Source organism: Hellea balneolensis DSM 19091 (genome assembly GCF_000428525.1).
In the GTDB taxonomy this organism is placed as follows: Bacteria; Pseudomonadota; Alphaproteobacteria; order Caulobacterales; family Maricaulaceae; genus Hellea; species Hellea balneolensis.
The window spans coordinates 29,367-51,638 of record NZ_AUAC01000004.1; the positions used below are offsets into that span (position 1 = coordinate 29,367).

General features: G+C 49.0%; 24 protein-coding genes and 1 tRNA gene. 17 read left to right on the top strand and 8 right to left on the bottom strand.

From position 1 onward, the window contains the following. Positions 1-99 precede the first annotated feature (99 nt). The 3 genes from fmt to truA are packed head-to-tail and all read left to right on the top strand — an operon-like array spanning position 100 to position 2,248. Positions 100-1,023: a methionyl-tRNA formyltransferase gene (gene fmt / locus F569_RS0110680; protein WP_026942203.1), complete on the top strand. Its 924-nt coding sequence runs from the start codon at positions 100-102 to the stop codon at positions 1,021-1,023. Beyond that, the gene (locus F569_RS17580; protein ID WP_051279794.1) at positions 1,020-1,508 is read left to right on the top strand and encodes a GNAT family N-acetyltransferase; all 489 of its coding nucleotides are present in this window, start codon (positions 1,020-1,022) and stop codon (positions 1,506-1,508) included. Before fmt ends, F569_RS17580 begins: the two co-directional genes overlap by 4 nt. After that, complete coding sequence (gene truA / locus F569_RS0110690; protein ID WP_026942204.1) at positions 1,508-2,248, top strand: tRNA pseudouridine(38-40) synthase TruA; 741 nt, start codon at positions 1,508-1,510, stop codon at positions 2,246-2,248. Before F569_RS17580 ends, truA begins: the two co-directional genes overlap by 1 nt. Before the next feature lie 4 nt (positions 2,249-2,252). Here truA and F569_RS19030 read toward each other — a convergent pair whose 3' ends face one another. Then, a complete protein-coding gene (locus F569_RS19030; protein ID WP_026942205.1) occupies positions 2,253-3,413 on the bottom strand; it encodes a sensor histidine kinase in 1,161 nt (386 codons plus the stop codon). 134 nt (positions 3,414-3,547) lie between these two features. Then, positions 3,548-4,447: a LysR family transcriptional regulator gene (locus F569_RS0110700; RefSeq protein ID WP_026942206.1), complete on the bottom strand. Its 900-nt coding sequence runs from the start codon at positions 4,445-4,447 to the stop codon at positions 3,548-3,550. 165 nt (positions 4,448-4,612) lie between these two features. On the opposite strand from F569_RS0110700, the gene F569_RS17590 reads away from it, so the two are divergent. From F569_RS17590 to F569_RS0110715, 3 genes are all read left to right on the top strand, one after another. Further along, positions 4,613-5,461: a nuclear transport factor 2 family protein gene (locus F569_RS17590; RefSeq protein ID WP_233353653.1), complete on the top strand. Its 849-nt coding sequence runs from the start codon at positions 4,613-4,615 to the stop codon at positions 5,459-5,461. Between the two features lie 61 nt (positions 5,462-5,522). Continuing rightward, on the top strand, positions 5,523-5,975 hold the full coding sequence (locus tag F569_RS0110710; protein WP_026942207.1) for a hypothetical protein: 453 nt from the start codon (positions 5,523-5,525) through the stop codon (positions 5,973-5,975). 107 nt (positions 5,976-6,082) lie between these two features. Next, positions 6,083-6,736, top strand: coding sequence for a ricin-type beta-trefoil lectin domain protein (locus tag F569_RS0110715; RefSeq protein ID WP_162143770.1), 654 nt, complete (start codon positions 6,083-6,085; stop codon positions 6,734-6,736). Between the two features lie 133 nt (positions 6,737-6,869). On the opposite strand, the gene F569_RS0110720 is transcribed toward F569_RS0110715, so the two are convergent. Then, a complete protein-coding gene (locus F569_RS0110720) occupies positions 6,870-7,436 on the bottom strand; it encodes a hypothetical protein (protein WP_026942209.1) in 567 nt (188 codons plus the stop codon). Next, positions 7,433-8,596, bottom strand: a complete 1,164-nt coding sequence (dapE, locus tag F569_RS0110725; protein ID WP_026942210.1) for a succinyl-diaminopimelate desuccinylase — start codon at positions 8,594-8,596, stop codon at positions 7,433-7,435. Before dapE ends, F569_RS0110720 begins: the two co-directional genes overlap by 4 nt. Before the next feature lie 53 nt (positions 8,597-8,649). On the opposite strand from dapE, the gene F569_RS0110730 reads away from it, so the two are divergent. Further along, positions 8,650-9,114: a cupin domain-containing protein gene (locus F569_RS0110730; RefSeq protein ID WP_026942211.1), complete on the top strand. Its 465-nt coding sequence runs from the start codon at positions 8,650-8,652 to the stop codon at positions 9,112-9,114. Here F569_RS0110730 and msrA read toward each other — a convergent pair. The 3 genes from msrA to F569_RS0110745 are packed head-to-tail and all read right to left on the bottom strand — an operon-like array spanning position 9,111 to position 11,646. Continuing rightward, on the bottom strand, positions 9,111-9,716 hold the full coding sequence (gene msrA, locus F569_RS17595) for a peptide-methionine (S)-S-oxide reductase MsrA (RefSeq protein ID WP_051279795.1): 606 nt from the start codon (positions 9,714-9,716) through the stop codon (positions 9,111-9,113). The genes F569_RS0110730 and msrA overlap by 4 nt on opposite strands. 11 nt (positions 9,717-9,727) lie before the next feature. Next, on the bottom strand, positions 9,728-10,489 hold the full coding sequence (locus F569_RS17600) for an N-formylglutamate amidohydrolase (RefSeq protein ID WP_051279796.1): 762 nt from the start codon (positions 10,487-10,489) through the stop codon (positions 9,728-9,730). Positions 10,490-10,518: 29 nt separating this feature from the next. Then, positions 10,519-11,646, bottom strand: a complete 1,128-nt coding sequence (locus tag F569_RS0110745) for a carboxylate-amine ligase (RefSeq protein ID WP_026942212.1) — start codon at positions 11,644-11,646, stop codon at positions 10,519-10,521. A 240-nt stretch (positions 11,647-11,886) separates the two neighbouring features. On the opposite strand from F569_RS0110745, the gene F569_RS0110750 reads away from it, so the two are divergent. Together F569_RS0110750 and F569_RS0110755 are read left to right on the top strand one after the other, a co-directional pair. After that, positions 11,887-11,977, top strand: a tRNA-Ser gene (locus F569_RS0110750). 131 nt (positions 11,978-12,108) lie between these two features. After that, on the top strand, positions 12,109-13,287 hold the full coding sequence (locus F569_RS0110755; protein WP_026942213.1) for a BaiN/RdsA family NAD(P)/FAD-dependent oxidoreductase: 1,179 nt from the start codon (positions 12,109-12,111) through the stop codon (positions 13,285-13,287). On the opposite strand, the gene F569_RS0110760 is transcribed toward F569_RS0110755, so the two are convergent. Next, complete coding sequence (locus F569_RS0110760) at positions 13,284-14,027, bottom strand: sulfite exporter TauE/SafE family protein (protein WP_026942214.1); 744 nt, start codon at positions 14,025-14,027, stop codon at positions 13,284-13,286. The two genes, F569_RS0110755 and F569_RS0110760, sit on opposite strands and share 4 nt — an antisense overlap. Positions 14,028-14,088: 61 nt before the next feature. Here F569_RS0110760 and pxpA point away from each other — a divergent pair, with 61 nt between their 5' ends. The 8 genes from pxpA (at position 14,089) to F569_RS0110800 (ending at position 22,267) form a co-directional block, all read left to right on the top strand. Beyond that, entirely contained in the window at positions 14,089-14,868 is a 780-nt protein-coding gene (pxpA, locus tag F569_RS0110765; RefSeq protein ID WP_026942215.1) for a 5-oxoprolinase subunit PxpA, read from the top strand. Further along, the gene (gene pxpB, locus F569_RS0110770; protein WP_084168989.1) at positions 14,858-15,529 is read left to right on the top strand and encodes a 5-oxoprolinase subunit PxpB; all 672 of its coding nucleotides are present in this window, start codon (positions 14,858-14,860) and stop codon (positions 15,527-15,529) included. Before pxpA ends, pxpB begins: the two co-directional genes overlap by 11 nt. Further along, complete coding sequence (locus tag F569_RS17610; protein ID WP_051279797.1) at positions 15,526-16,461, top strand: 5-oxoprolinase subunit C family protein; 936 nt, start codon at positions 15,526-15,528, stop codon at positions 16,459-16,461. The genes pxpB and F569_RS17610 overlap by 4 nt, the downstream gene beginning before the upstream one ends. A gap of 24 nt (positions 16,462-16,485) precedes the next feature. Beyond that, on the top strand, positions 16,486-18,228 hold the full coding sequence (locus tag F569_RS0110780) for an aminodeoxychorismate synthase component I (RefSeq protein WP_051279798.1): 1,743 nt from the start codon (positions 16,486-16,488) through the stop codon (positions 18,226-18,228). A gap of 49 nt (positions 18,229-18,277) precedes the next feature. Next, positions 18,278-19,243 carry a zinc transporter ZntB gene (locus F569_RS17615; protein WP_051279799.1) on the top strand — a complete coding sequence of 322 codons (966 nt, stop codon included), beginning with the start codon at positions 18,278-18,280 and terminating at the stop codon, positions 19,241-19,243. A gap of 85 nt (positions 19,244-19,328) precedes the next feature. Next, positions 19,329-19,982 carry a hypothetical protein gene (locus F569_RS17620; protein WP_051279800.1) on the top strand — a complete coding sequence of 218 codons (654 nt, stop codon included), beginning with the start codon at positions 19,329-19,331 and terminating at the stop codon, positions 19,980-19,982. Continuing rightward, positions 19,983-21,314, top strand: a complete 1,332-nt coding sequence (locus F569_RS0110795) for a hypothetical protein (protein ID WP_026942218.1) — start codon at positions 19,983-19,985, stop codon at positions 21,312-21,314. Beyond that, on the top strand, positions 21,311-22,267 hold the full coding sequence (locus F569_RS0110800; RefSeq protein WP_026942219.1) for an AAA family ATPase: 957 nt from the start codon (positions 21,311-21,313) through the stop codon (positions 22,265-22,267). Before F569_RS0110795 ends, F569_RS0110800 begins: the two co-directional genes overlap by 4 nt. Positions 22,268-22,272: the final 5 nt, after the last annotated feature.

Consider the following 22,272-nt stretch of genomic DNA (forward strand, 5'->3'; position numbering starts at 1 on the left):
GAGGCTTCGGCCTCGCTTCTTAACGAAGCAAAATGGAGTAAATCCATGACCCTGTCTTTTACAAGGCAGGGTCAAATCTTTTGGGAGTTCGACATCTAAATGCGTATCGTCTTTATGGGCACGCCCGACTTCGCTGTTCCCTCCCTGGCCGAGCTCCTCTCCAATGGTTACAATGTTGTGCGCGTCTATACCCAGCCACCGCGCCCCTCTGGCCGAGGCAAAAAGCTCACCAAATCGCCCGTCCATCAATTTGCGGAAATCATGGGCATCCCTGTTGAGACACCAGAGAGTTTTCGCAAGCCGAGCGTAATTGACGGGCTCGAAGATTTGGACGCCGATGTCGCTTGCGTCGTTGCCTATGGTCAAATCCTTCCACAACGCGCTCTGGACGCGCCCCGAGATGGATGCCTTAATCTACACGCCTCGCTCCTGCCGCGCTGGCGCGGAGCGGCCCCTGTGCAGCGGGCCATTATGGCGGGTGATGCGCAAACAGGTGTGCAAATTCAACAAATGGATAAAGGTCTCGACACAGGTGATATCCTCCTCTCAGAAACTGTGGATATTCGCAAAGATGACACCGCAGCTTCGCTCTTTGAGCGCCTCTCCCGTATAGGCGCGGGAATGTGGCCACGTGTGCTCGGAGCTCTCGAACGCGAGGCCTTGCGGCCGACCCCGCAAACAGGCGAGCCGACATATGCCCATAAAATCGACAAAGCCGAAGCCCGTGTTGATTGGAACCAATCCGCAGAAAAGCTCGACTGCCACATACGCGGCCTCGCCCCTTTTCCTGGCGCTTGGTGCGAGATTGGCGGCAAGCGCGTGAAAGTCCATATGTGCGAATATGTCGAAATAGACGACACACATGGCCACCCTTACGGCACGGCACTTGATGATAATTTGCTTATCGCTTGCGCATTAGACGCCATTCGCTTGCTGGAGGTACAACCCGCAGGAAAACCCAAAATGAGCGCCGATGACTTCCTGCGCGGAACCCCTGTGCCCAATGGGACGCAATTAACATGAGCGGCTTAATTATCCGCCATGAGATCCCTGCGGATTATGACTCCATCACGCAAGTCAATGACTTAGCCTTTGAGGAAACAGCCCAAAGCCGTATCATCTATGAATTGCGCAAAAGCGGTGAAGCCCTGTGGTCGAAAGTCCTTGTCAAAGACGGCGAAATTATAGGGCATTTATTATTCTATAAAATCTGGCTCGATGATCAGCCAATTGTTGCAGGTCTTGGCCCTATCGCCATTCATCCAGAACATCAGCACCAAGGCTATGGCGGGCAGCTCATTCGTGATGGCCTTAAAGAGGCCGACCCTGAAGAGCACCAGATTATTTTCCTGTTGGGCCATACAAGTTATTATCCACGCTTTGGATTTTCGTCAGAAGTCGGCGCGCAATATGTTTCGCCTTGGCCACGCCCCGCTTTCATGGGATTGAAATTAAATGACGCCGCACCAAAGGGCGGCACGCTGACATTCCCGAAAGCCTATCTCTAATGCCCCGTTACAAACTCACTATTGAATATGACGGCGCGCCTTATATGGGCTGGCAATGGCAAGACCATGGGCCTAGCGTTCAAGGTGTGCTCGAAGCGGCAGGGTCGAAATTAAATAAAAATCAACCCGTCGAAGTTTACGGTTCTGGCCGCACCGATAGCGGCGTCCACGCCCTCGGCCAAATCGCGCATATGGATTTGGATAAAGAAATACGACCCGACAAATTACGCGACGCCATGAATTTTCATATGGTCAAAGAGCCTGTCACGGTGCTGGACGCGCAAATTATGCCTGATGATTGGCATGCCCGCTTTGACGCCATTGAGCGACGCTATCTTTACCGTGTCATTGATCGGCGCATGAAACTGTCCCTCGATAAAGGCCGCGTCTGGCGCATTCCTGTCACCCTCGACGCAGACTCCATGCACCATGCCGCGCAAGTGCTAGTCGGCAAGCATGATTTTTCCACCTTTCGCGACACACAATGCCAAGCCAAAAGCCCCGTCAAAACCATAGACGAAATCACCGTTCTGCGCGCAGGGGCAGAAATTCACTGCCACTTCCGCGCACGATCTTTTTTGCATAAACAAGTTCGCTCTATCACAGGAAGCCTCGCCGAAGTCGGCATGGGGAAATGGAATAGCGCCGATATGAAAGAGGTGCTAGAGAGCAAAGACAGGACAGAATGCGGCCCCGTAGCCCCGCCCGACGGGCTCTATTTGCTAAGTGTAGGCTATTAAAACCTTAAGCTGCAGACACCTGTATATCCTTACTCATTTCAGCGGGCCTAGCGGTAAAGGTGAAAGTAAAAATCGTGCCTCTTCCCCGTTCAGAGACTACCGTTATAGTCCCTCCCATAAGCTGAGCTAATTTTTTGGAAATCGTGAGGCCTAGCCCGGTACCGCCAAATTTTTCCTGGGTAAGCCCATTCGCTTGGGTGAATTTATCAAACACATTTGCCGCCTCATCAGGGCTCATTCCGATTCCTGTATCGGCAACATGCAGCTTCACCTTATGCTGCACGTCATCATACTGAGCAGCTATCGTAACGCTTCCTTCCACTGTGAACTTCAATGCATTGGATACAAGGTTAGTTACGCATTGCCGGACGCGGAAACCGTCAAAAACAAATGTACTTGGCACATTCCGGTCTATAACCAAGTTAAGTTTCAGGCCTTTTTCTATAGCAATGGGATTTTGTGTTTTCGTAATTGCATGTAACAAATCCCGAAGGCTTCCAGACTCAGGTTTGATAAGCACCTGACCCGCTTCAATTTTCGATATGCTGAGCACATCATTAATTACGGTTTTTAGATGAGCCGTGCTGCCAAGCACGATCTGGGTAAATTCCTCAAGACCTTCAAGATGACCCTCCTGGATGCGTTTATGTAGAATTTGCGCCGCAGAATAGATACCTGCGAGTGGCGTCCGGAGTTCGTGTGACATTGACGCTAAAAAGTCGGTTTTTGCATCATTAGCAGATTGAGCTTCATGTTTCGCTCGCTCAAGCTCTTCTCTCTGGTGGATACGCTCTGTCACATCCATTGTAACAAGCATATATTTATGGCTTGCCGTTCTTTTGTATACGCTGCTTAAATGCCGACCTTCAGGGGTCGTTACATCCATAGCCCCGGATGATTTGATAGTATTGATAATATGCTCAACGCGTTTCAATCTATCTTTTGGGGCTAAGTCAGGAAAAACTTTTTGAACCTGAGCTAACATACTCTCTTGCAGGGTCAGGCCCGCATCTAGGTTTTCATAAAGTTGTGGTAAGAAGTTGCGTATAGTTTCATTTGCAAAATTGAGACTTAGGTCTTCATTATAAATAGCAAACCCTGCCTGCAGCTCATTAACAGCCGCAAGAAGCTCTCCTTCTTTCAGTACTTCTGGACTATTATCCATTTAACCCAATCCCTAAGTACGTAAGTATAGTTGAGATTAGTGGATAAATTGTAAAAACAAGATATATTTCTAAGGCTAGGCCATAAGATGACTACCGAGTTTACCATCTAGCGGATACTCATAAAGGATAACATCTAATTTGAGTCCACCTTCAAACTCTCGGTCAAAAAACTGACAAATGTTGAAATCAAACTTTCTCGTTGTGACTTCTCCGGCCAGACCGCGTAATATTGCACTGGAGGCAAATTCCAATCGCTCAAAATATGAACAAGTTCACCGTCTTTTACGCCTTGAAGACCAAAATTTTCTGGTATCACGGCAACACCTAAATTCATCTTCGTAAAGGAGAAAAGGGCATCAATATTATCAACTCTCAATCTGGATTGCTCATTAATGGTCAAAGTGGTTTTCTTGCCAGTGATAGAACGAAGTTTTAAAGTCCGTTTGCGATGGCGGTAATTAATCCAATCCCAATCATTTAGATCCTTTGGATGTTCCGGTTCCTTGTGATTGGAAAAATATTTAGTCCCGACAACAATCATGCGTTTAAATTCACCCAACTTGCGCACAGTAAAGTCTTGGAATTCAAAGCTCCCGGAGCGGATACACATATCAAAATCAGCCATGATTGGATTAACATCATGGTCTGTGAAGCTTATAGAAATATGCACATCAGAATGTAAATTGACAAAAGTTCCAACCGCTCGGGTTAGTGTCGAAGAAGATAAGTAGGCGGGAATGGAAATTTTCAGAGACCCTGCTGGCTGTGACTTTGAGTTCCTCAATTCATTCAGCCCATACTCTGCATTGCTAACTATTAAGGAGGTATGAGAATAAAAACGTCTTCCTTCACTTGTGAGTGCAACGTGCCGTGTCGTTCGATAAAGCAGAGTGACCCCTAGGTAATCTTCTAATTTTGAAATAGTCTCGCTGACTCGAGATGGCGCTATCCCAAGGGACTTCGCTGCTTTACTGAAAGACCCCGTGTCCGCGACCTTTGTGAAAATTGCCATGTGTTTAAGATAATTAATCATTATTCTTATATTTGTAATAGATTATTACTATTTTACTAGGTTTACGAAATATTGTTACATCGTTAATTTGATTTTGAACAGGCTTATTGTGACTAAGCGTCAAAAGAACAATATTAAGACGTTACTCCGATACGATCAGCCCAGCATGGAAAAAAGGGAAACACGATGAAAGCATTACGTTCGTTAGCACGACTAGCTGCCGCTGCTGTTATTTTATCAGCTTGCGCAACAACAGGACCGTCCAATTCCAACAAAGCCTTTGTCATGGAGGCTTTGAACGAAGCCCTTGTTAAAGGGAACCCTGATGTGGTCCCGCAATATTGGGCGCCGGGCTATATCCAACATAACCCCGGTATCGCCAATGGTCTGGAGGCGCAAAAAGGCCTGATTAAAAATATGTCACAGCGCGGTCCGTTTAATCCAGAATATGTGCGAGTCATCGCAGATGACGATATCGTCGCCGTTCATGCGCGTTACAGTGGTTTTGGTCCTAAAGCGACGATTGGTTTTGATGTCTTCCGTGTTGAGGATGGCCTAATTATCGAGCATTGGGACAATTTGAGAGAAGAGCAGCCGTTAAATCCATCAGGTCGCAGCCAAATTGATGGCGCCACTGAGATCACCGACCTCGATAAAACCGAAGCCAATAAAGCCAAAGTCAAAGAGTTCATAACAAAGTCGCTGATCGAGCAATCCGAGATCAATATTACCGATTACATTAGTCCTGTGACCTATCTCCAGCACAATCCCGACGTCGCGGATGGTCTGGACGGATTTGGCGTAGCTATGGCAGAAATGGCTAAAGCGGGCCAGACCATGACTTATAGCAAGCTTCATAAGGTTATCGGAGAGGGGAACTTCGTTTTGACAATGTCCGAAGGCGCGCTTGGCCCCAATCCAATGGCGTTTTATGATCTCTTCCGGTTGGAAGACGGATTAATTGTTGAGCATTGGGACGTCATCGCGCCCATGCCCGGCCCAGATGCGAAACATAATGAAGCGAGTAAGTTTTAAGGCTAACCCAAGATAAGCCGTCAAAACCCTATCCGCTTACTAGATCTTTAGGAGACCGAATATGCTAAGATCCCTCTTTATAACGTCAGCCGCCGCCCTCATATTAGCGGGCTGTACAGAAACCCCGCCCATTACAGAACAAGGTGAAGAGATGAGCAAAGCAAATGTATCAGTTGCAGACGTTGGGCTTTTCCTTGACGGCACAACCATTGACTGGATGTATCCCTCATCCGGTGCCCGCATGATCTTATCCTTTGAAAATGGATTGGCACAATATGAGTGGATTGCAGGAGCGAGAAAGGGAAATGTAGTCACAGGCATTCCTTATCAATCTCGTCAAATTAGCGATAACGTCTATCTGCTCAACTGGGTGCAGCCAGAGAAACCAGATTTCATCACGCTCATTTTCGACTTTAATGAAAATGTCGCATTCTCATCAGGACTATTAGGTTATGGTACAGAGAGGCAAAGAAACCTCTTTTTAAATGGGGTGATATACAGCGTTGAGCGCTAGGGACGCTCATCAGGGCTGTCTGAAATCAGAACTTATCGAAAAAATTTATTTAAAGCAGCTATGAATTTTGTATGCTTCAAAACTTCGCCCGAGAAGGGGGAATTTACATGAGACTTCTAGCTATAGCATCAATAGTCTTTGCCTTTCTGCTAATTCAGGCAGCACATGCACAATCCGCTGAGCCAAATCCTAAAGATCAAGCAGATCAAGCGCCTTATATACGCTCTGCTTTGCCGCTCGATGAACCGCGCCATCTCTGCATCGATCTTCCCGGACATGGGGCGAGCGCAAATCCGAATGGCTCGTTTTCAGTGCATACATGCAAAGACGGCATGTGGAACTATGATCAGCGATTTCGCTGGACAAAAGATGGGTCGAGCCTTCGAATGCCGCAATATGGAAAATGCTTGGCCGTGTCCGAAGCGAAAGCCGGCGCAAATATTGTCCTCGCGGCCTGTGGCTCAGAAAATGCAAAATTCATATCTGAAAACGCACGATTGAAGCTTCAAGCTAACCCGTTATTTTGCCTCACGATTGCAAATGTAAGGTCTGAATTAACGCCGGGCGGCAAACGGTTTCCTGAAAGGTATCGGTCTAGACCACTCTCTCTCGAGCTTTGTTCGCAAACCGCAATCGAGCGTCAATTATGGTCTGTGACTCAGCCATTGGATTTAAAGACTGCGCTCTTACCTCCTAAAGGAAGTCTATCTGTCAATAAAGAGCAAGTAAAAGCGTCAAAAAATAAAGAAGATAGGCCCTGAAAATTAAACGACAACCTCAGTGCTCACTAATACCCTCCGATTTCTTACGTCTTCAAGCTGTCCATTTTCGAGTATCCTGAGTCATGTTCGCTTTCATTTACTCAGCCGAGTTAGTCGGTAAGATACTATATCTTTAAATCATCTGCTGAAACCCAAGCAGTATCACCACTAAACCCATCGCATTTATGCAACAGCCAATAAGGATCGCCGCGCCAATCGGAAACGGGATAAGAGTTTGGGCAAGACGGATATCAATGAGCAGAATACAGAGGAAACCCAATAACGCGATATAGTTGGCTGCTGCGAACGGCACGGCGCCAATCAGATTTAACCCGAAAATTCCGGCGACTATGAGGACAAGCCAAAAGACGCTCCAATGACGTGCAATCACCCAAGGCCTAAAGCGGTCTTGCTTATCAAATATCATCGCAAAGATATAAGCCACCGCCGAAAAACACAAAAGATAGAGCAGGACAATAATCGCAAAAGGCGCGAGCGGAACCGCGCTCAACTCTATCTCAAACATCGCGGCGCGTTGCAATTGAACCGCATGGGCGATCACATAAAAAGCGGGAATGATGAGCAGCAACGCGATGAAACTTTGCTGCAGACCTTTACGCGACAGGTCAAAATGGTCGGTCCAATCAGGCCGGCCCGCCAAGGCTTTCATACAGCCAAAGAGAGCGGCGATTATATTCATGCGAAATACCGCCGAAGCACGTCCTTATAAATTGCAGTGAGTGTCAAGATATCGGCAACATCCACACGCTCATTCACCTTATGCATGGTCGCGCCGACGAGTCCAAACTCAGCAACAGGCGCATAATTTGTGATGAAACGCGCATCCGACGTTCCGCCCGATGTGGAGAGTTTAGGACGCTGGCCCAAAACGGATTCAGCGGCATCTTGCAAAATATCGGTTAGCTTGCCGGGCGGGGTTAAAAAACTCTCACCAGAAACGCGGATGTTAATATCGATGCTGCCGTCAAAGCCCGCGCGAGCCTCCTCTAATACACCTTCAACCCATTCCGTCAGGCTTGCGCCGCTATGAGCGACATTAAAGCGGATGTTGAATCGCGCGCGCGCTGTTTCAGGAATCATATTCTCTGTCGGATTGCCGACATCCACCGTTGTGATTTCCAGATTGGAAGGCTGAAAGAATTCAGAGCCATCATCCAAGTGCCGGGATTGCAACATACCCAAAATACCCAATAATGTCGGAACGGGGTTTACGGCCAAATGCGGATAGGCAACATGGCCTTGATGGCCCGTCACAGTAAGATCTGCATTAAAAGATCCTCGGCGTCCGTTCTTGACCATCTCGCCCATTTGGTTGGGATTGGTCGGTTCACCGACAAGACAGTGATCAATTTTCTCGCCCGCCTCATCAATTGCGACAAGCAGCTTTTTCGTCCCGTTAATGGCGGGACCCTCCTCGTCGCCCGTAATGAGAAAACTAATTGAGCCCTCGGGAGTCCAGCCGCTAAAGAGCAGGTCTGACACCGCCCCCACAAAGGCCGCAATCGCGCCCTTCATATCCGCTGCGCCGCGCCCAAGAAGCTGCCCCTCTTTGACTTGCCCGGCAAAAGGGTCTTGGGCCCATTTGGCGGCGTCTCCTGCCGGAACCACATCAGTATGACCCGCAAAACAAAAATTCGGGGCAATGGTGCCGAGCCTTGCATAGAGATTATCGACCCGATCTGCGCCCTTGCCAAAGGGGTAACGCTTGCAGTTGAAACCCATCGCCTCCAATTCATGTTGCAGCGTGTCCAGCGCCCCGGCATCCGCAGGCGTTACAGAAGGCCGCTTAATCAGCGCAGCTGCAAAATTAACAGGGTCAATAGGTGATAGTGTTGTCATGGTGATTGCGTTAAAGCGGGGATATCGATTTATTGCAAGACAGAGATTGCCACATGCCGAAAATCAATCTTGATGATGTGCCTGAAACAAACGGCACAAATTATCCTACCCCTTACGACAGTCCTTGCATTTCGCGGCGGAAAAAGGCCATTAGCGATGCAAGCCGGCTGACACAATTTGGCGCGCATATTATTACATTGCCACCCGGCGCGTGGAGTTCTCAGCGCCATTGGTACAGCGCCGAAGATGAACTGGTTTACATCATAAAAGGCTCGCCGCTTTTTATTGATGAAAAGGGCGAGACGAGACTTAACCCCGGCGACATCACCGCTCATCCCGCAGGCGACGAAAATGGGCACCATATGAAAAATGATACAAATGAGGATGTGCAGTTTCTAATTATCGGCACACGCAACCCTGTAGAGGATCATGCGCATTATCCCGATATCGACCTGGACCTTCCCGCAAACGGCCCGGCCGAACGTCACTACCGAAGAAAAGACGGACGTCCGTATTAAACTGCTGCGCGCTCTGGCAGATGACAGACAATGCCTGTGGGGCCGTGCATGCAATAGCCTTGCGGGTTTTTGGCTAAATATTGCTGATGATAATCCTCTGCCGCAAAATAGGTCGGGGCGTCGCGGAGTTCTGTTGTGACGGGACGGCCGTACGCTTCAGCATAGCGGTCAGAGGCCTCTTTGGCGCGGCGGGCTTGATCATCATTATAAGTAAAAATCGCGCTGCGATATTGCGGCCCCATATCATTGCCTTGGCGATTGCCTTGAGTTGGGTCATGATTTTCGAAAAACACTTTTAGGATTTCATCAAAAGAGATGACTTTAGGGTCGTAAACCACATGCACCATTTCGGCGTGACCTGTGGTTCCGGTACAGGTTTTTTTATAATCAGGGTCGGTGGTGTGACCGCCAGCATAGCCAACAGAGGTCACATGTACACCGTCCAGTTTCCATAAGATCCGCTCTGCACCCCAAAAACAGCCCATGCCGAGCTGCACTTGCTCTGTCCCGTCAGGAAAGCCGCTAAACATCTCTTTTCGGTTTACGAAATGAGATGTTGTTTCGCAAAGATCATTTTGGAAATTTTGGATGTCATGCGCCATGAAAAAACTCCTTAAGGGCTGATAATATCAATACGGTTTCGATTGAAGAGCGGTTCAAGCCGTCCGGCCAAAACCTTCGCAATATCAATCGCCTTATCTTCTGTGTCGATATGGTCTTGGCGAATCTCGATTGCAAGATGGCGCAATCCTCTAGGCGCAACATGCGCATCAATGGTATGGTTAAGGTCATGCGCGGAATAGGGCTCATTCATACCGATTGTGAAATTACGCCCCAAACGCATAAACATTTCACGTAGCTGTTCCGCGCTATCTTCATCATGCTTGACCAGAAGGCCAATATCGAGAAGGCGGTAATCCCCCAAGTCCGGCTTGGCAGTGAAACTGTGAACAGAGAGCACAAGCGGGTCACTCATCGCTTCAAGTGAACGGCCCAAGGCCTCATGATAAGGATCATAAAAGCGCTCAACGCGATCACGCCGCTGCGTATCCGTTAGATTTTCATTACCTGGGATCAGTGTGCCATCACTCACAACGGGAATGAGCCCCGGCATGTCGAGACTGCGGTTTAAGTCAATCACGAGACGCGAAACCCCCGCGAGCTGTCCGCCGCAACCAAAATGCGCGCAAAGTTCGCGCACAATTATTTCAGTCCCGATGTCCCAGGCTATATGCCGGGTCAGATCGTTCCCTGTCAGCCCAAGATCATTAAGCTCCGCAGGAATATGCTTGGACGCATGATCGCCAAATACAAAAAGGGGCGTCTCTTTAGTGGAATTGATTTTGTGATATGCGCTCGTCATATCGGGTGTCATATCAAAGTCTGACCGCTTGGCTAGTCGTCTTATAGACCTTCTACAGTTTCTGCGACTAATTGATCGACAACGAGTTTCAAAGCCTCGCGTTTACGGATGCCCTTGGCCGTTTCAGCCTCATAGGTGTTGAGTTGGCGGCAAGCACTCGACCCATAGCGCAAAATATCGCGTGCGCGGTAAACTTCGTCCAAACAGCCCAAAGCCTGCGCGTCTTCGGCGACCCATTCGATAAGCTCTTCCAGAAGGTCCGGGAACGGCACCACATCGCCTCGGCCCAGATCAATAAGCCCGCCCGTGACGCCATGCCGTTGCGCCATCCAGCGATTCTCCTCTATCAGAAAAGCGGGATAAACCCGCCATTTCATATTGGTCTCTTTCAAGCGCAATATACGCCGCGTGAGGGATTGGTAAATCGCGGCCACAGTCATCGCATCCTCAAGCCGCGTGCAGATATCACAGACCCGCATTTCAAGCGTTGGGAACTTGGCTGATGGGCGAATATCCCACCAAATTTTCGAACTGTCCTCAATCGCGCCCGCTTTTATAATGGTATTGATCAAGCGCTCATATTCTCCAAAGCTATCTAGCTCTTCAGGGATTCCTGTGCGCGGCATGCCGTCAAAAACTGAGAGCCGGTATGACTTCATGCCCATTTGCCGACCTTCCCAAAAGGGCGAACTGGTTGTCAGAGCCAACATATGCGGGAGGAAGTAGCGCATCTGATTTTGCACATCGATCCGATGCTCTGGATTCTCAAGCCTAATATGGACATGCATCCCGCATATCATCATCCGCCGTATCGCGCCCTGCATGTCAGCATCGAGCCGCTCATATCTGTCGCCCTCAGTCGCTTGCTGTGTTTTCCAAGGCGTGAATGGATGGGTCGAAGCCGCCATCAAGCGCATATCATGGTCTTTGGCAATTTTCGCAATCGTGCCGCGTAAATCCGCAATCTCTGCCCGCGCCTCCCCGACGGTCGCGCATATACCTGTTGCGATTTCAATTTGGCATCGCAAAAATTCCGGCGTGACTCGCTCGCCAATGCGTTCACGGCAAATGTTCATAAAGCCTTTGGGCGGATTTTTGACGGCGGCCCGAGTTTCTGGATTGACAAGAAGATACTCTTCTTCGACCCCAATTGTTAATGCCTCATCCATAAGCCCTCCAAGGATAAGGCTAGCAAGTGAATTTAAAGATGTCGAATCATCGCTTTGGGCTTGAGAAAGCCGAGACTTCACGATATAGGCCGCGCCTGACTGGCACTGGTGAGGTGGCGCATATAATCCCTTTGGGGTTTAAGGCGCACCGCCCGTCCGCCATAGGCGGACAAACATTTAGAGAGAAGCGTGCGCTTTTCTCAAACCCCTCGGGTCTTCTCGGGGTGACATAGCTTCAGAGGTGAGGTGGCCGAGTGGTTTAAGGCGCACGCTTGGAAAGCGTGTTTAGGTTAATAGCCTAACGTGGGTTCGAATCCCATCCTCACCTCCAGCTGTCAAAAATACCGTTTGAGCGAAGCGGGGACTGTTCCTGCCTACGCAGGAATGAGCGGAGGTATTTTTGACGCATCTCTCAACAAGCGCCAAACTCGACTCTCTCTCAAAATGAGTTAAACCAAAACCATGCCTACAACTTTCGACATCATCATCATCGGCGCGGGAGCTGCTGGCCTGATGTGCGGCGCTGTTGCTGGCGCTCGCGGGAAATCAGTGCTCATTATCGACCACGCGAAAAAAGCTGGAGAGAAGATCCGAATATCCGGTGGAGGGCGTTGTAATTTCACCAATATTCATTGTGGGCCTGATAACTTCATTTCCCAAAACCCGCATTTCGCAAAATCAGCGCTATCACGCTACACGCCCTATGATTTTATTGACCTCGTGGAGCGTTATAAAATTGACTTTCATGAAAAGACCAAAGGACAGCTTTTTTGTGATGGGCGTAGTCAGCAGATTATCGATATGTTACTCGCGGAATGTGACAATGCGGGGAATGAGATACGTCTCTCGACAGAGGTGCTGGGCATAGAGAAATTTGAAAGTGGTTTTGTTGTGACGACAAATCATCAATCGCTTAATGTTGATAAGGTTGTCATTGCCTGCGGCGGCCCATCAATTCCGAAAATGGGGGCGAGTAGCTATGGCTATAAAGTCGCCGAACAATTTGGTCTCGGCATCATCAAGCCCAAACCTGCCCTTGTCCCGCTGACCTTTACCGACGGGTTGAAAGAACCACTCAAAGCGCTGGCGGGTGTCAGTACCGAAAGCCGCGTCTATCATCCCGATGCCAGTTTTGACGAAGCCCTGCTCTTCACCCACCGCGGATTATCAGGGCCCGCGATTTTACAAATCAGCTCTTATTGGAATGCAGGTGATGCAATTAGTGTGAACTTGGCACCAAAGACGGATATATTGAGCGCGCTTCAAGAGGCTCGCCTCTCTGCTCCGCGCAAAAGCCCCAAAGTGTGGCTTTCGCAATACCTGCCAGAGCGCTTGGCGGAATATGTAGCGAGCCATATCAAACAGCTTCGACTAGCCGATATGAGCGACGCGGCGCTCGCCAATCTCGCGCTAATGGTCAATGCGTGGCATGTTAAACCTGCAGGTACAGAAGGCTTCCGCACCGCCGAAGTCACTAAAGGCGGGGTTGATACGAATGAGCTGTCTTCGAAAACAATGGAAGCCAAAAATGTGCCGGGTCTCTATTTTATTGGCGAAGTTGTGGACGTGACGGGCCATCTCGGCGGGCATAATTTCCAATGGGCCTGGGCAAGCGGGACCGCATGCGGGGAAGCCATCTAGGCTAGGCCATCCCAGAGCAATTTCACCCCGACTGCAAAAATCAGTCCATATAGAATCCGATAAAAGACATCTTGGTCGATGCGCTTAATCAACCAAACCCCTATCAGAACGCCTATGGGTGCGAGCGGTATTAGGATGAAAGATGTGGTCAGATTGGCTTTATCAAATTGTCCTAGCATCGCATAGGGGAGAAGTTTGACGAAATTTACGACAAAAAAGAACATTACCGCTGTCCCGGCATAAATGCGTTTTTCCAAACCCTGCGGAATAGCATAGGCTTGAAAAGGCGGCCCGCCGGCATGCGCTATAAAGCTCGTAAAGCCTGCCGCAATGCCGGATATCATACCGAGCGGTTTATTGCCGACAATCATATCTTCCCGGCCCGTTGGTTTGAGAACGGCATAAATAGGAAACAATACCGCAATCAGTCCGACACAAATGCGGACAAATTGATCATCGACATAAGCCGCAAAGCGCCACGCTGCTAAAATTCCCAATATTGCCCCGGGCAGCATCAGAATAAGCAGGCGCTTATCCCAATGTTTACGGTATGACCACACGCTCACCCAATCCATGACAATAAGGATAGGCAACATAATCCCTGCCGCTTGGACAGGGGAAATCGTCAGGGCCATTAGAGGAACCGCCAGAAGTGCCAATCCACCAAAACCACCCTTGGAAATACCTGTAATAATTACGGAGATAACAGCCGTGACCCAAAATAGCGGATTATCAATCATATCTTCTCTTGCGCTTCAAATCAGGCATTTTCAATTACGATTTTGCTGTTAGTAACGTCATATGAGATCAATTGATTTGAACGCAGATCTGGGCGAAGCTGATAATGCGGAATGGGCGCGCAATGAAGCGGAGATGCTGCTCTATATTTCCTCGGCTAATATCGCTTGTGGGGGACATGCAGGGACGCGAAAATCAATGCGCCATATGGTGCGCGGGGCCAAAGAACATGGCGTCTTAATTGGCGCGCACCCATCCTGTCCTGACAAGGCGAATTTTGGCCGAAAGTCAATGAAGCTCGGTAAAGATATATTGGCTGAAGAGCTTAAATCTTCTCTTCTGGAACAGATCACAACACTTGCCGAAATCGCGGCGGAAGAAGAGAGTTTTATTTCTTATGTGAAACCGCATGGGGCGCTGTACAATGATGCTGTGAATGACACACAAATGGCTGAACTGATTGCAGAAATTATCACGGCGATGGACTCGCAGTTAATTATGATGGGCGCTCCGAATAGCGAAATGGGGCGCGCAGCGGAGCGATATGGATTATCATTTATCCCTGAGGGTTTCATTGACCGCCGCTATACCGATAAAGGCCATTTGCAAAGCCGCTCTATCGACGGCGCAGTCATCGAGGATCAAAAAGCGCGGCTTATTCAAGCGAAAAAACTTATTACAATGCAAAGCGTGACGACGGCCTCCGGTAAGTCTCTGCCTATCAAGGTCAAGACTTTATGCTTACACGGCGACAGCTCAGGCGCGGTTGAAACTGCGCGTCTCGTGCGCCGCGAAATAGAAGCTCTTGGTATTTCGGTAAAGGCTTTCGCCCATGTCCATTAAGGCTCCTGAAATTCGGCGATATGGCGACAGCGCCATTCTTATTGATTATGACGTCCCGGGCTACTCCGACCGAGTGCATACGCGGCTTAACCATCTGGCCAAAACCTTAAGAGCTCAGACAATATGGCAAGAGGTCGTCCCCAGTTATAAAAGTATTTTATGTGTGTTCGATCTCTCGGCGCTGTCATTAGATGACGCCTGCAAAAAAATAGATGACACGCTTAAAAAGCTCTCAAGGTCACCCAGAACAAAGGGCAAGGTCATTGAAATCCCAGTGGTCTATGGGGGGCGTTACGGCCCTGATATGGCGGCGATTAAAAAGTCCAGTGGCCTCACGCAATCAGAAGTTATCGACCTGCATAGCGGACAGGATTACCGCGTATGCATGATGGGGTTTATTCCTGGTTTTTGCTTTCTCTCAGAAGTCCCAAAAGCCCTACAACATCCCCGCTATGATACCCCCCGCGCCTCCGTTCCAGCTGGGTCTGTTGGTATTGCAGGATGGCAAACCGGGATTTACGGTCTCGACAGCCCTGGCGGCTGGCAAATCATAGGGCGCACGCCGCTAAAGCTTTTTGATAAGACACGGGAAAACCTGTTTTTAATGGAAGCTGGTGACACACTTCGCTTTATTCCGTCTTCCAAGGCGCTGTTTTCATGATTGAGGTTTTAAATGGAGGCACACGCGCCACCATCCAGGATGCGGGCAGGCCCGGTTATCGCCACTTAGGTATTCCGCAAAGCGGGGCCGCTGATAAGCTATGTTTTGCACTTGCCAATTGGATGGCGGGAAACAGATGGGATGCCCCCGCTATAGAATGCGCACTTGGAGGGCTTCACTTACGTTTTAATGAGCCCACAACCATTGCCCTTGCTGGGGCAGAGATGTGGGCGCAAATTAACGGACAAAATGTCAAAAACTTTAGCGCCATGCGCGTTGAAAAAGGGGATATTCTAACGCTGAGTTTCGCGCGTGACGGCTGCCGTGCATATATCGCGATTGCGGGCGGGCTTAAGATTGCGGAATTTATGGGTAGTGCGTCAACCTATCTCCCCGCTGAATTTGGCGGCTTTGAGGGCCGGGCTCTGCGCACAGGCGACACCCTCGCAATAAGCAACAGGCCCCGTGAAGCCCCACGCAAAATCCCGCAAGGCTATACACCGCGCCTCTCACGCCACATTGTCCTTCGCGCCCGCTCCGCCGCAGAATGGGAGACATTGGATAAGCCCAGTCAAAGACATTTATTTGTCAGTCCGTTTCATGCCAGTGCGGCTACGGATCGTATGGGATCTCGCTTGCGCGGCGACCGCATTAAAACCGCTAAAAACCTGTCCATGACCAGTTCCCCGCTTTTGCCCGGTACACTACAAGTACCTCCTGACGGGCAGCCTATCCTCATGTTGGTTGATGGGCATTGCACGGGAGGTTACCCCCGCGCCTTGCAAATCATTCGCGCTGACCTGTGGCTTTTGGGACAGATTGCGCCAGGATCACAAGTCAGTTTTCGCCGCTGTTTCACAGAACAACCTCCCCAAATATTACAGGCACGCAACAGCTTTTACGGCGGACTGATAGACGGGTTTGCCTTTTAAGGCGTCCACGTCTAAGCGGCCATTATGAGCGATAGAGCGCCTTATATTTTACTCGATGATCAGGTAACGCATCAGCAGCGTTATTACAGCGACCCGATTGATATTATTGAGCTTAGTGATCCAAAAAACATCTCCGAAGTTTTTACGCGCCTTAAAGACTATCATGATCAAGGCTACTATCTGGCAGGCTATCTGTCCTATGATTTAGGCTTTGCGCTTGAGCCCAAATTAACACCCCTGATGCCGAAAGAACGTTGCGGTCCTTTGATGCAATTTGCTGTGTTTAAATCAGTATCCACCAGTCCGCCCTCCGCTTGTCTCTATACATCAGAAGAGCTGGACATATTTCTTACACCTCAGTGGTCGGAGACCGATTACAAAGAACGTTTCGAGAAGGTCATGGCCTATATTCGCGCAGGTGATGTTTATCAAATTAACCTCACTTTCCCTATGCTTGGAAATTATGAAGGCTCAGCCGATAAGCTATATGCTGCGTTTCGCCACCGCCAAAAAGGGCGCTATGGCGGCATTGTTTCATTAGGCTCTGGCCCAGACATCATATCACTCTCACCAGAGCTCTTTTTCCGTAAAGACTGCCAAGATATGTCCATGCGCCCCATGAAAGGGACACGTCCGCGCGCGGCTCTAGCGCAAGATGATAAGGCGATAAGGGAAGATATGAGGCGTGACGTAAAATCCCAAGCTGAAAATCTTATGATTGTTGATTTGCTTCGTAACGATTTGTCCCGCATCTCAGAAGTAGGCTCGGTTGCCGTTCCCGAACTCTTTGCACTGGAAACCTATCCAACTCTCCACCAAATGACATCGCGCGTTACATCGCGCGTTACGCAAGACACTTCTTTTGAAGACCTCTTCAAAAGCCTCTTTCCTTGCGGCTCTGTAACAGGCGCGCCCAAGTTTCGCGCTATGGAAATTATCAGCGAACTGGAAGACACACCGCGCGGGGCTTATTGCGGCGGTATCGGATATATAGACCCCAATGGCGATGCTTGTTTCAATGTCGCTATTCGCACCCTCATTCTTAATGAGGGTAAGCTGCGCTATAATGTCGGAAGCGGTTTGGTATTAGATAGTACCGCGGCAGACGAATATGCGGAATGCTTATTAAAGGCGGACGTGCTTAAGCGCGAAGACACCGCGCTTATCGAAACGTTGAAATGGTCACCCAAAGAGGGTTACATCAGAGGCGACAGGCACTTATCGCGACTGAACACATCAGCAAAAAAACTTGGTTTTTTAACAAAAAAACTGGACAGTTTTCCGTCACCGAAAGCCGCCAAAGATCAGCGCGTTCGCTTTAGCTTGGACCGGAATGGTGAGCAGTCTATGCGCCATGAAGATTATCAGTCTCTCACCGCTCTGAAAGTCTCTATATCCAAATATCCTCTATCCTCATCTGTTCAACATACATCTGATAAAATTACGCGCCGCACATTTTATGACGGGGAAAGAGAACGCGTAAAAACCTTGACAGGTGCGAATGAAGTCTTGTTTTTAAATAAGGATAATCAAATCTGCGAAGGGTCTTTTACTTCCTTATTCGTGAAACTCGACGGGCAACTTTATACACCGCCATTAAGCTCGGGAATTTTGCCGGGCATATTACGCGCCGAGCTTATTGCGGCAGGTGATGTGGTGGAGGCGACTCTTACGACAGCTCAGCTTCGCAAGGCAGAGGCCATATATATGGGCAACTCACTTCGCGGGCTCATAGACGCGAAAATAATAAGCTATGAGCTATGTTGACAGCTTAAATTCCAAACCCCAGAATTTCCACATGTAAAGGGGGTTTCACATGACCGGAATTATCCACGCTATACATATTTCAAAGACTGGAACATCGCGTCATCTTAAACCCGATGAGTATAATTTTCGTCCCAAAAAAAATGGCTTTGTTTGGCTACATTTTGATCGGAATAATCTGGATACAGAAACCTTCATCCATGACGACCAAGAAACGGATATTGCTGCGAGCCGTACTCTGCTGGCGGATGACTCACGGCCCCGCACAATCCTCGACAATGAGAATATCTTACTCAATCTGCGCGGCGTCAACCTAAGCGAGGGCAGTAAACCTGAAGACATGGTTGGAATTAGGTTCTACGTTCAATCGGACCGTATTCTCTCAATTGAAAAACGCCCCCTGAAAGCCACAAGTCATATGGCTAAATATATTCTAAGTCTTAAGTCTAGCATGACGCCCGGCGGCTTCATAGCCGCATATTCTCAGGCGATTTTAGAGCATATGGGACCGATTGTAACAGATTTGAATGAGGAAGTTGATGCATTAGAAGAAAATATCGACGAAGTTCATGCTGCTCAAAGCAGAGCTGTATTAGCAGACCTTCGCCGGCAGGCTATCCTATTACGGCGTTATATAGCCCCGCAGCGTGACGCTTTAAATAGTTTGTCTCAACAAAATTTGAATTACATTACAGCCGATGATCGTCTGCGTATTCGTGATTCTGCGGATCAAACGACGCGAATCACAGAAGAGCTGGAAGCAATAAGAGAGCGCTGCGCGATCGTAAAAGATCAGCTTACAGATATGCGGGCCGAAGAAATGAACCGCAATATGATGATCCTTTCCGTCGTCGCAGCCATTTTCCTACCACTTGGGCTTATTTCAGGCATGTTTGGTATCAATGTTGGCGGCATGCCTTGGACAGAGAGCATTCACGGATTTTGGATTGTGACGGCAAGTGTCATTGTCATTGCGATTGTGCAGCTTATCGTTTTTAAAATTTTGAAATGGATTTAAACAGACTTACCCGTATAACGATTTTATGAAATCCCAACTCATAAGACACAGAGCGCGGCAAGGTTTGCCGATAGGCCTTGCAATTATGTCTGCCTCAGCACTCGTCATCGCGCAAAACGCGGATCGGTTTGACGAGGCTTTTCGCGCCATGAAGCGGGACGAGAAATTACAATTTGAATTGCCGCCGGCTCCTGAGCCGCCAAAGCTTGACTGGCTCGAAAAGTTTTTTCAAGGACTCGCTGCTTTTATTGAGCTTATTTTGCCAGTCCTGAAGATTATATTTTACGTCGGCATTGGTGCCATCATTGCACTGATCCTCTATGCTATTGCCAAAGTAATTTACGAGACCCGTTTCAAACGGGAGGCTAAAGACATTACAGAAGAGGCCCCGCCGCCCCTCTATGTTCCCGACCAAGACCAAGCCCGTATTTTGCTTGAAGATGTGGATGCACTGGCCGCAGATGGACGCTTTGAAGAGGCTGTCCATGAGCTTTTATTTCGCTCCATTCAAGATATCGATATTCGCCGTCCCAATACTATTCGCAGATCTTTGACATCACGCGAAATTGCAGCGCTTGAAATACTGACGCCTGAAACCCGTCTGGCCTTTTCAAAAATTGGCGGCGTTGTTGAGAGATCTTATTTTGGGGGCAAAACAATCGGCCGAACGGAATTTGATATCTGCCGCGATGCCTATGCGCAATTCGCGCAAAGGTCCGCTTGGAAGCAGGCCGCATAGATGACCCAAGCTACGCCGATAAAAAAGACCTCACGCATAAAGAACACCCTTGAGGGGCGCGAAAAAGGCACTGGCCTGGCGGCGTTGATGACACCGAAAATGATATTCTCACTGGTCATTATCGGGATTTTCTCTTTCGCTGCTTTGGTCACCCTTTCAGGTTATGCAGGTGACCTACGTGAAAAGAATAACGGCCAAGCCCACGCACTGTCCCGATCCGCAATAGGCTTTGGCGGATTAACGCGGTTATTGGGGGACATGGATTACGACATACGTATGGCTCGGACGGAAAATGTGCAATATGCAGACAGCTCGGCCTTGAGGGTCTTTACTATGTCCCGCCCGTTCCAAGCAGATGGATTAGATGAATTAGAGCTTTACGCGCCCACGCTGATTATCATGCCCAAATGGATAACGGCTCCGGTAAAAGGCAGCGCTGGTTGGGTGCAGAAGGGATGGGGGGAGCAACATGTTTGGGATGACAACAATCACGAACGGGACCTTAAAGAACTGGCAGGTGAAATCGATTTCACAATCATAGAAACTGATGATAAATCCGTGACATATACGGCCCGCTCAACAGTGGGCGATAAAGCTATCTTACGAGATATCGAAATCGAAAACCTACAATGGCTAAAGGGTGAAAAACTCTTGGACATTATAAGGGTCGAAGAAGGCCCTGTTCTTGTCAAAATCCAAGATACAACAACCTATATCCTGTCCGATCCAGACTTTCTAAATACGATGGGAATTGCCTCCAAAAGTCGTGCGCGTTTCGCGGTGGATATTATTGAAGCTGTGATTTCTGATGCGGAAGCAGACCCCAATCGAGTTGATTTTGATCTGACCTTTCACGGCTTTGGCGGGAAAACAAATGTGATTAAAGTTCTCACCCAACCGCCTTTCCTCGCCGCAACTCTATGTTTGCTCGCAGCGGGAGGGCTTATTGCCTGGCAAGCTTTTTCGCGCTTTGGCGATCCGCTGGAGGTACGGCGAGATTATGCGCTTGGAAAGTTTTCACTCGCCGATAATGCGGCGCGGTTCATTCGCATTGCAGGGCGGGAGCCGAATATGGCCTCTGACTATGTAAAGCTTATTCGAAAACAAGTTATTAAAGAGCTCGACTTGAACGGACGCCGCGTTCAGGACATAGATACAATTCTGGCGCGAAAAGAGACTATGCTCAGCTTGCCCAACACATATACCGACCTTCAAAACCGCGCTGGCGTGACCACTGACAATCTCGGCCTGATGCAATTGGCTGAAGATCTGAATCACTGGAAAAACATAATGACCCGAACGACATCTCATAAACAGGGAGAGAGCTCATGAGCCTCGACACAGTAAAAACACTTGCGGATACAATCCGCGAGGAAATTGGAAAGGCTATTATCGGCCAAACGGATACAGTTGATTTGATGTTAGTCGCCTTATTTTCAGGCGGTCATATTTTGCTCGAAGGCGTTCCCGGCACCGCAAAGACTTTTTTAGCGCAGGTCTTTTCCCATGTCACGAAAATGGATTTTGGACGTATTCAATTCACGCCTGACCTAATGCCAGGTGATTTACTGGGCACAAATCTTTTCTCCTTCCAAACTAATGAGTTTAATTTGGTCAAGGGGCCTATTTTTTGCGACCTATTACTGGCCGATGAAATCAACCGTACGCCGCCTAAGACACAAGCAGCTTTGCTCGAGGCTATGCAGGAGCGACAAGTAACAATTGACGGTGAAGCCTTCCCCTTAGGAAAGCGGTTCATGGTCATTGCAACACAAAATCCGATTGAGCAACAGGGCACCTATCCCTTGCCTGAAGCACAGCTTGACCGCTTTATTTTTAAGCATGTTTTAGATTACCCGAGCCGCGAAGAAGAAATTGAAATTGTTCGTCGCCATGGCGCGCGAACCGGCTCACCCAAAGCGGCTGATCTGGGGGTTAAAGCCGTTGTCTCCCGCAAGGATATTGATAGCGCCGTGAAAGCCGTAGAGAGCGTACGTCTTACAGATGAAGTCACGCATTACGTTGTCGATTTAGTACGCGGCACACGCAGTAATCCTCTCTTTGAAACCGGCGCTTCACCCCGTGCCGCCGCTATGATATCCGCCGCCGCCCGCGCTCATGCAGCGTTGCAAGCCCGCGACTTTGTTATTCCCGATGATGTCAAAGCCATTGCCCTGCCCGCTTTGCGCCACCGCGCTATCCTCTCTCCGGCAGCTGAGATCGAAGGCCGAACGGCTGATGAACTTATCTTGCAAGTCATTGAGCAAACAGAAGCGCCGCGATAGGCCAA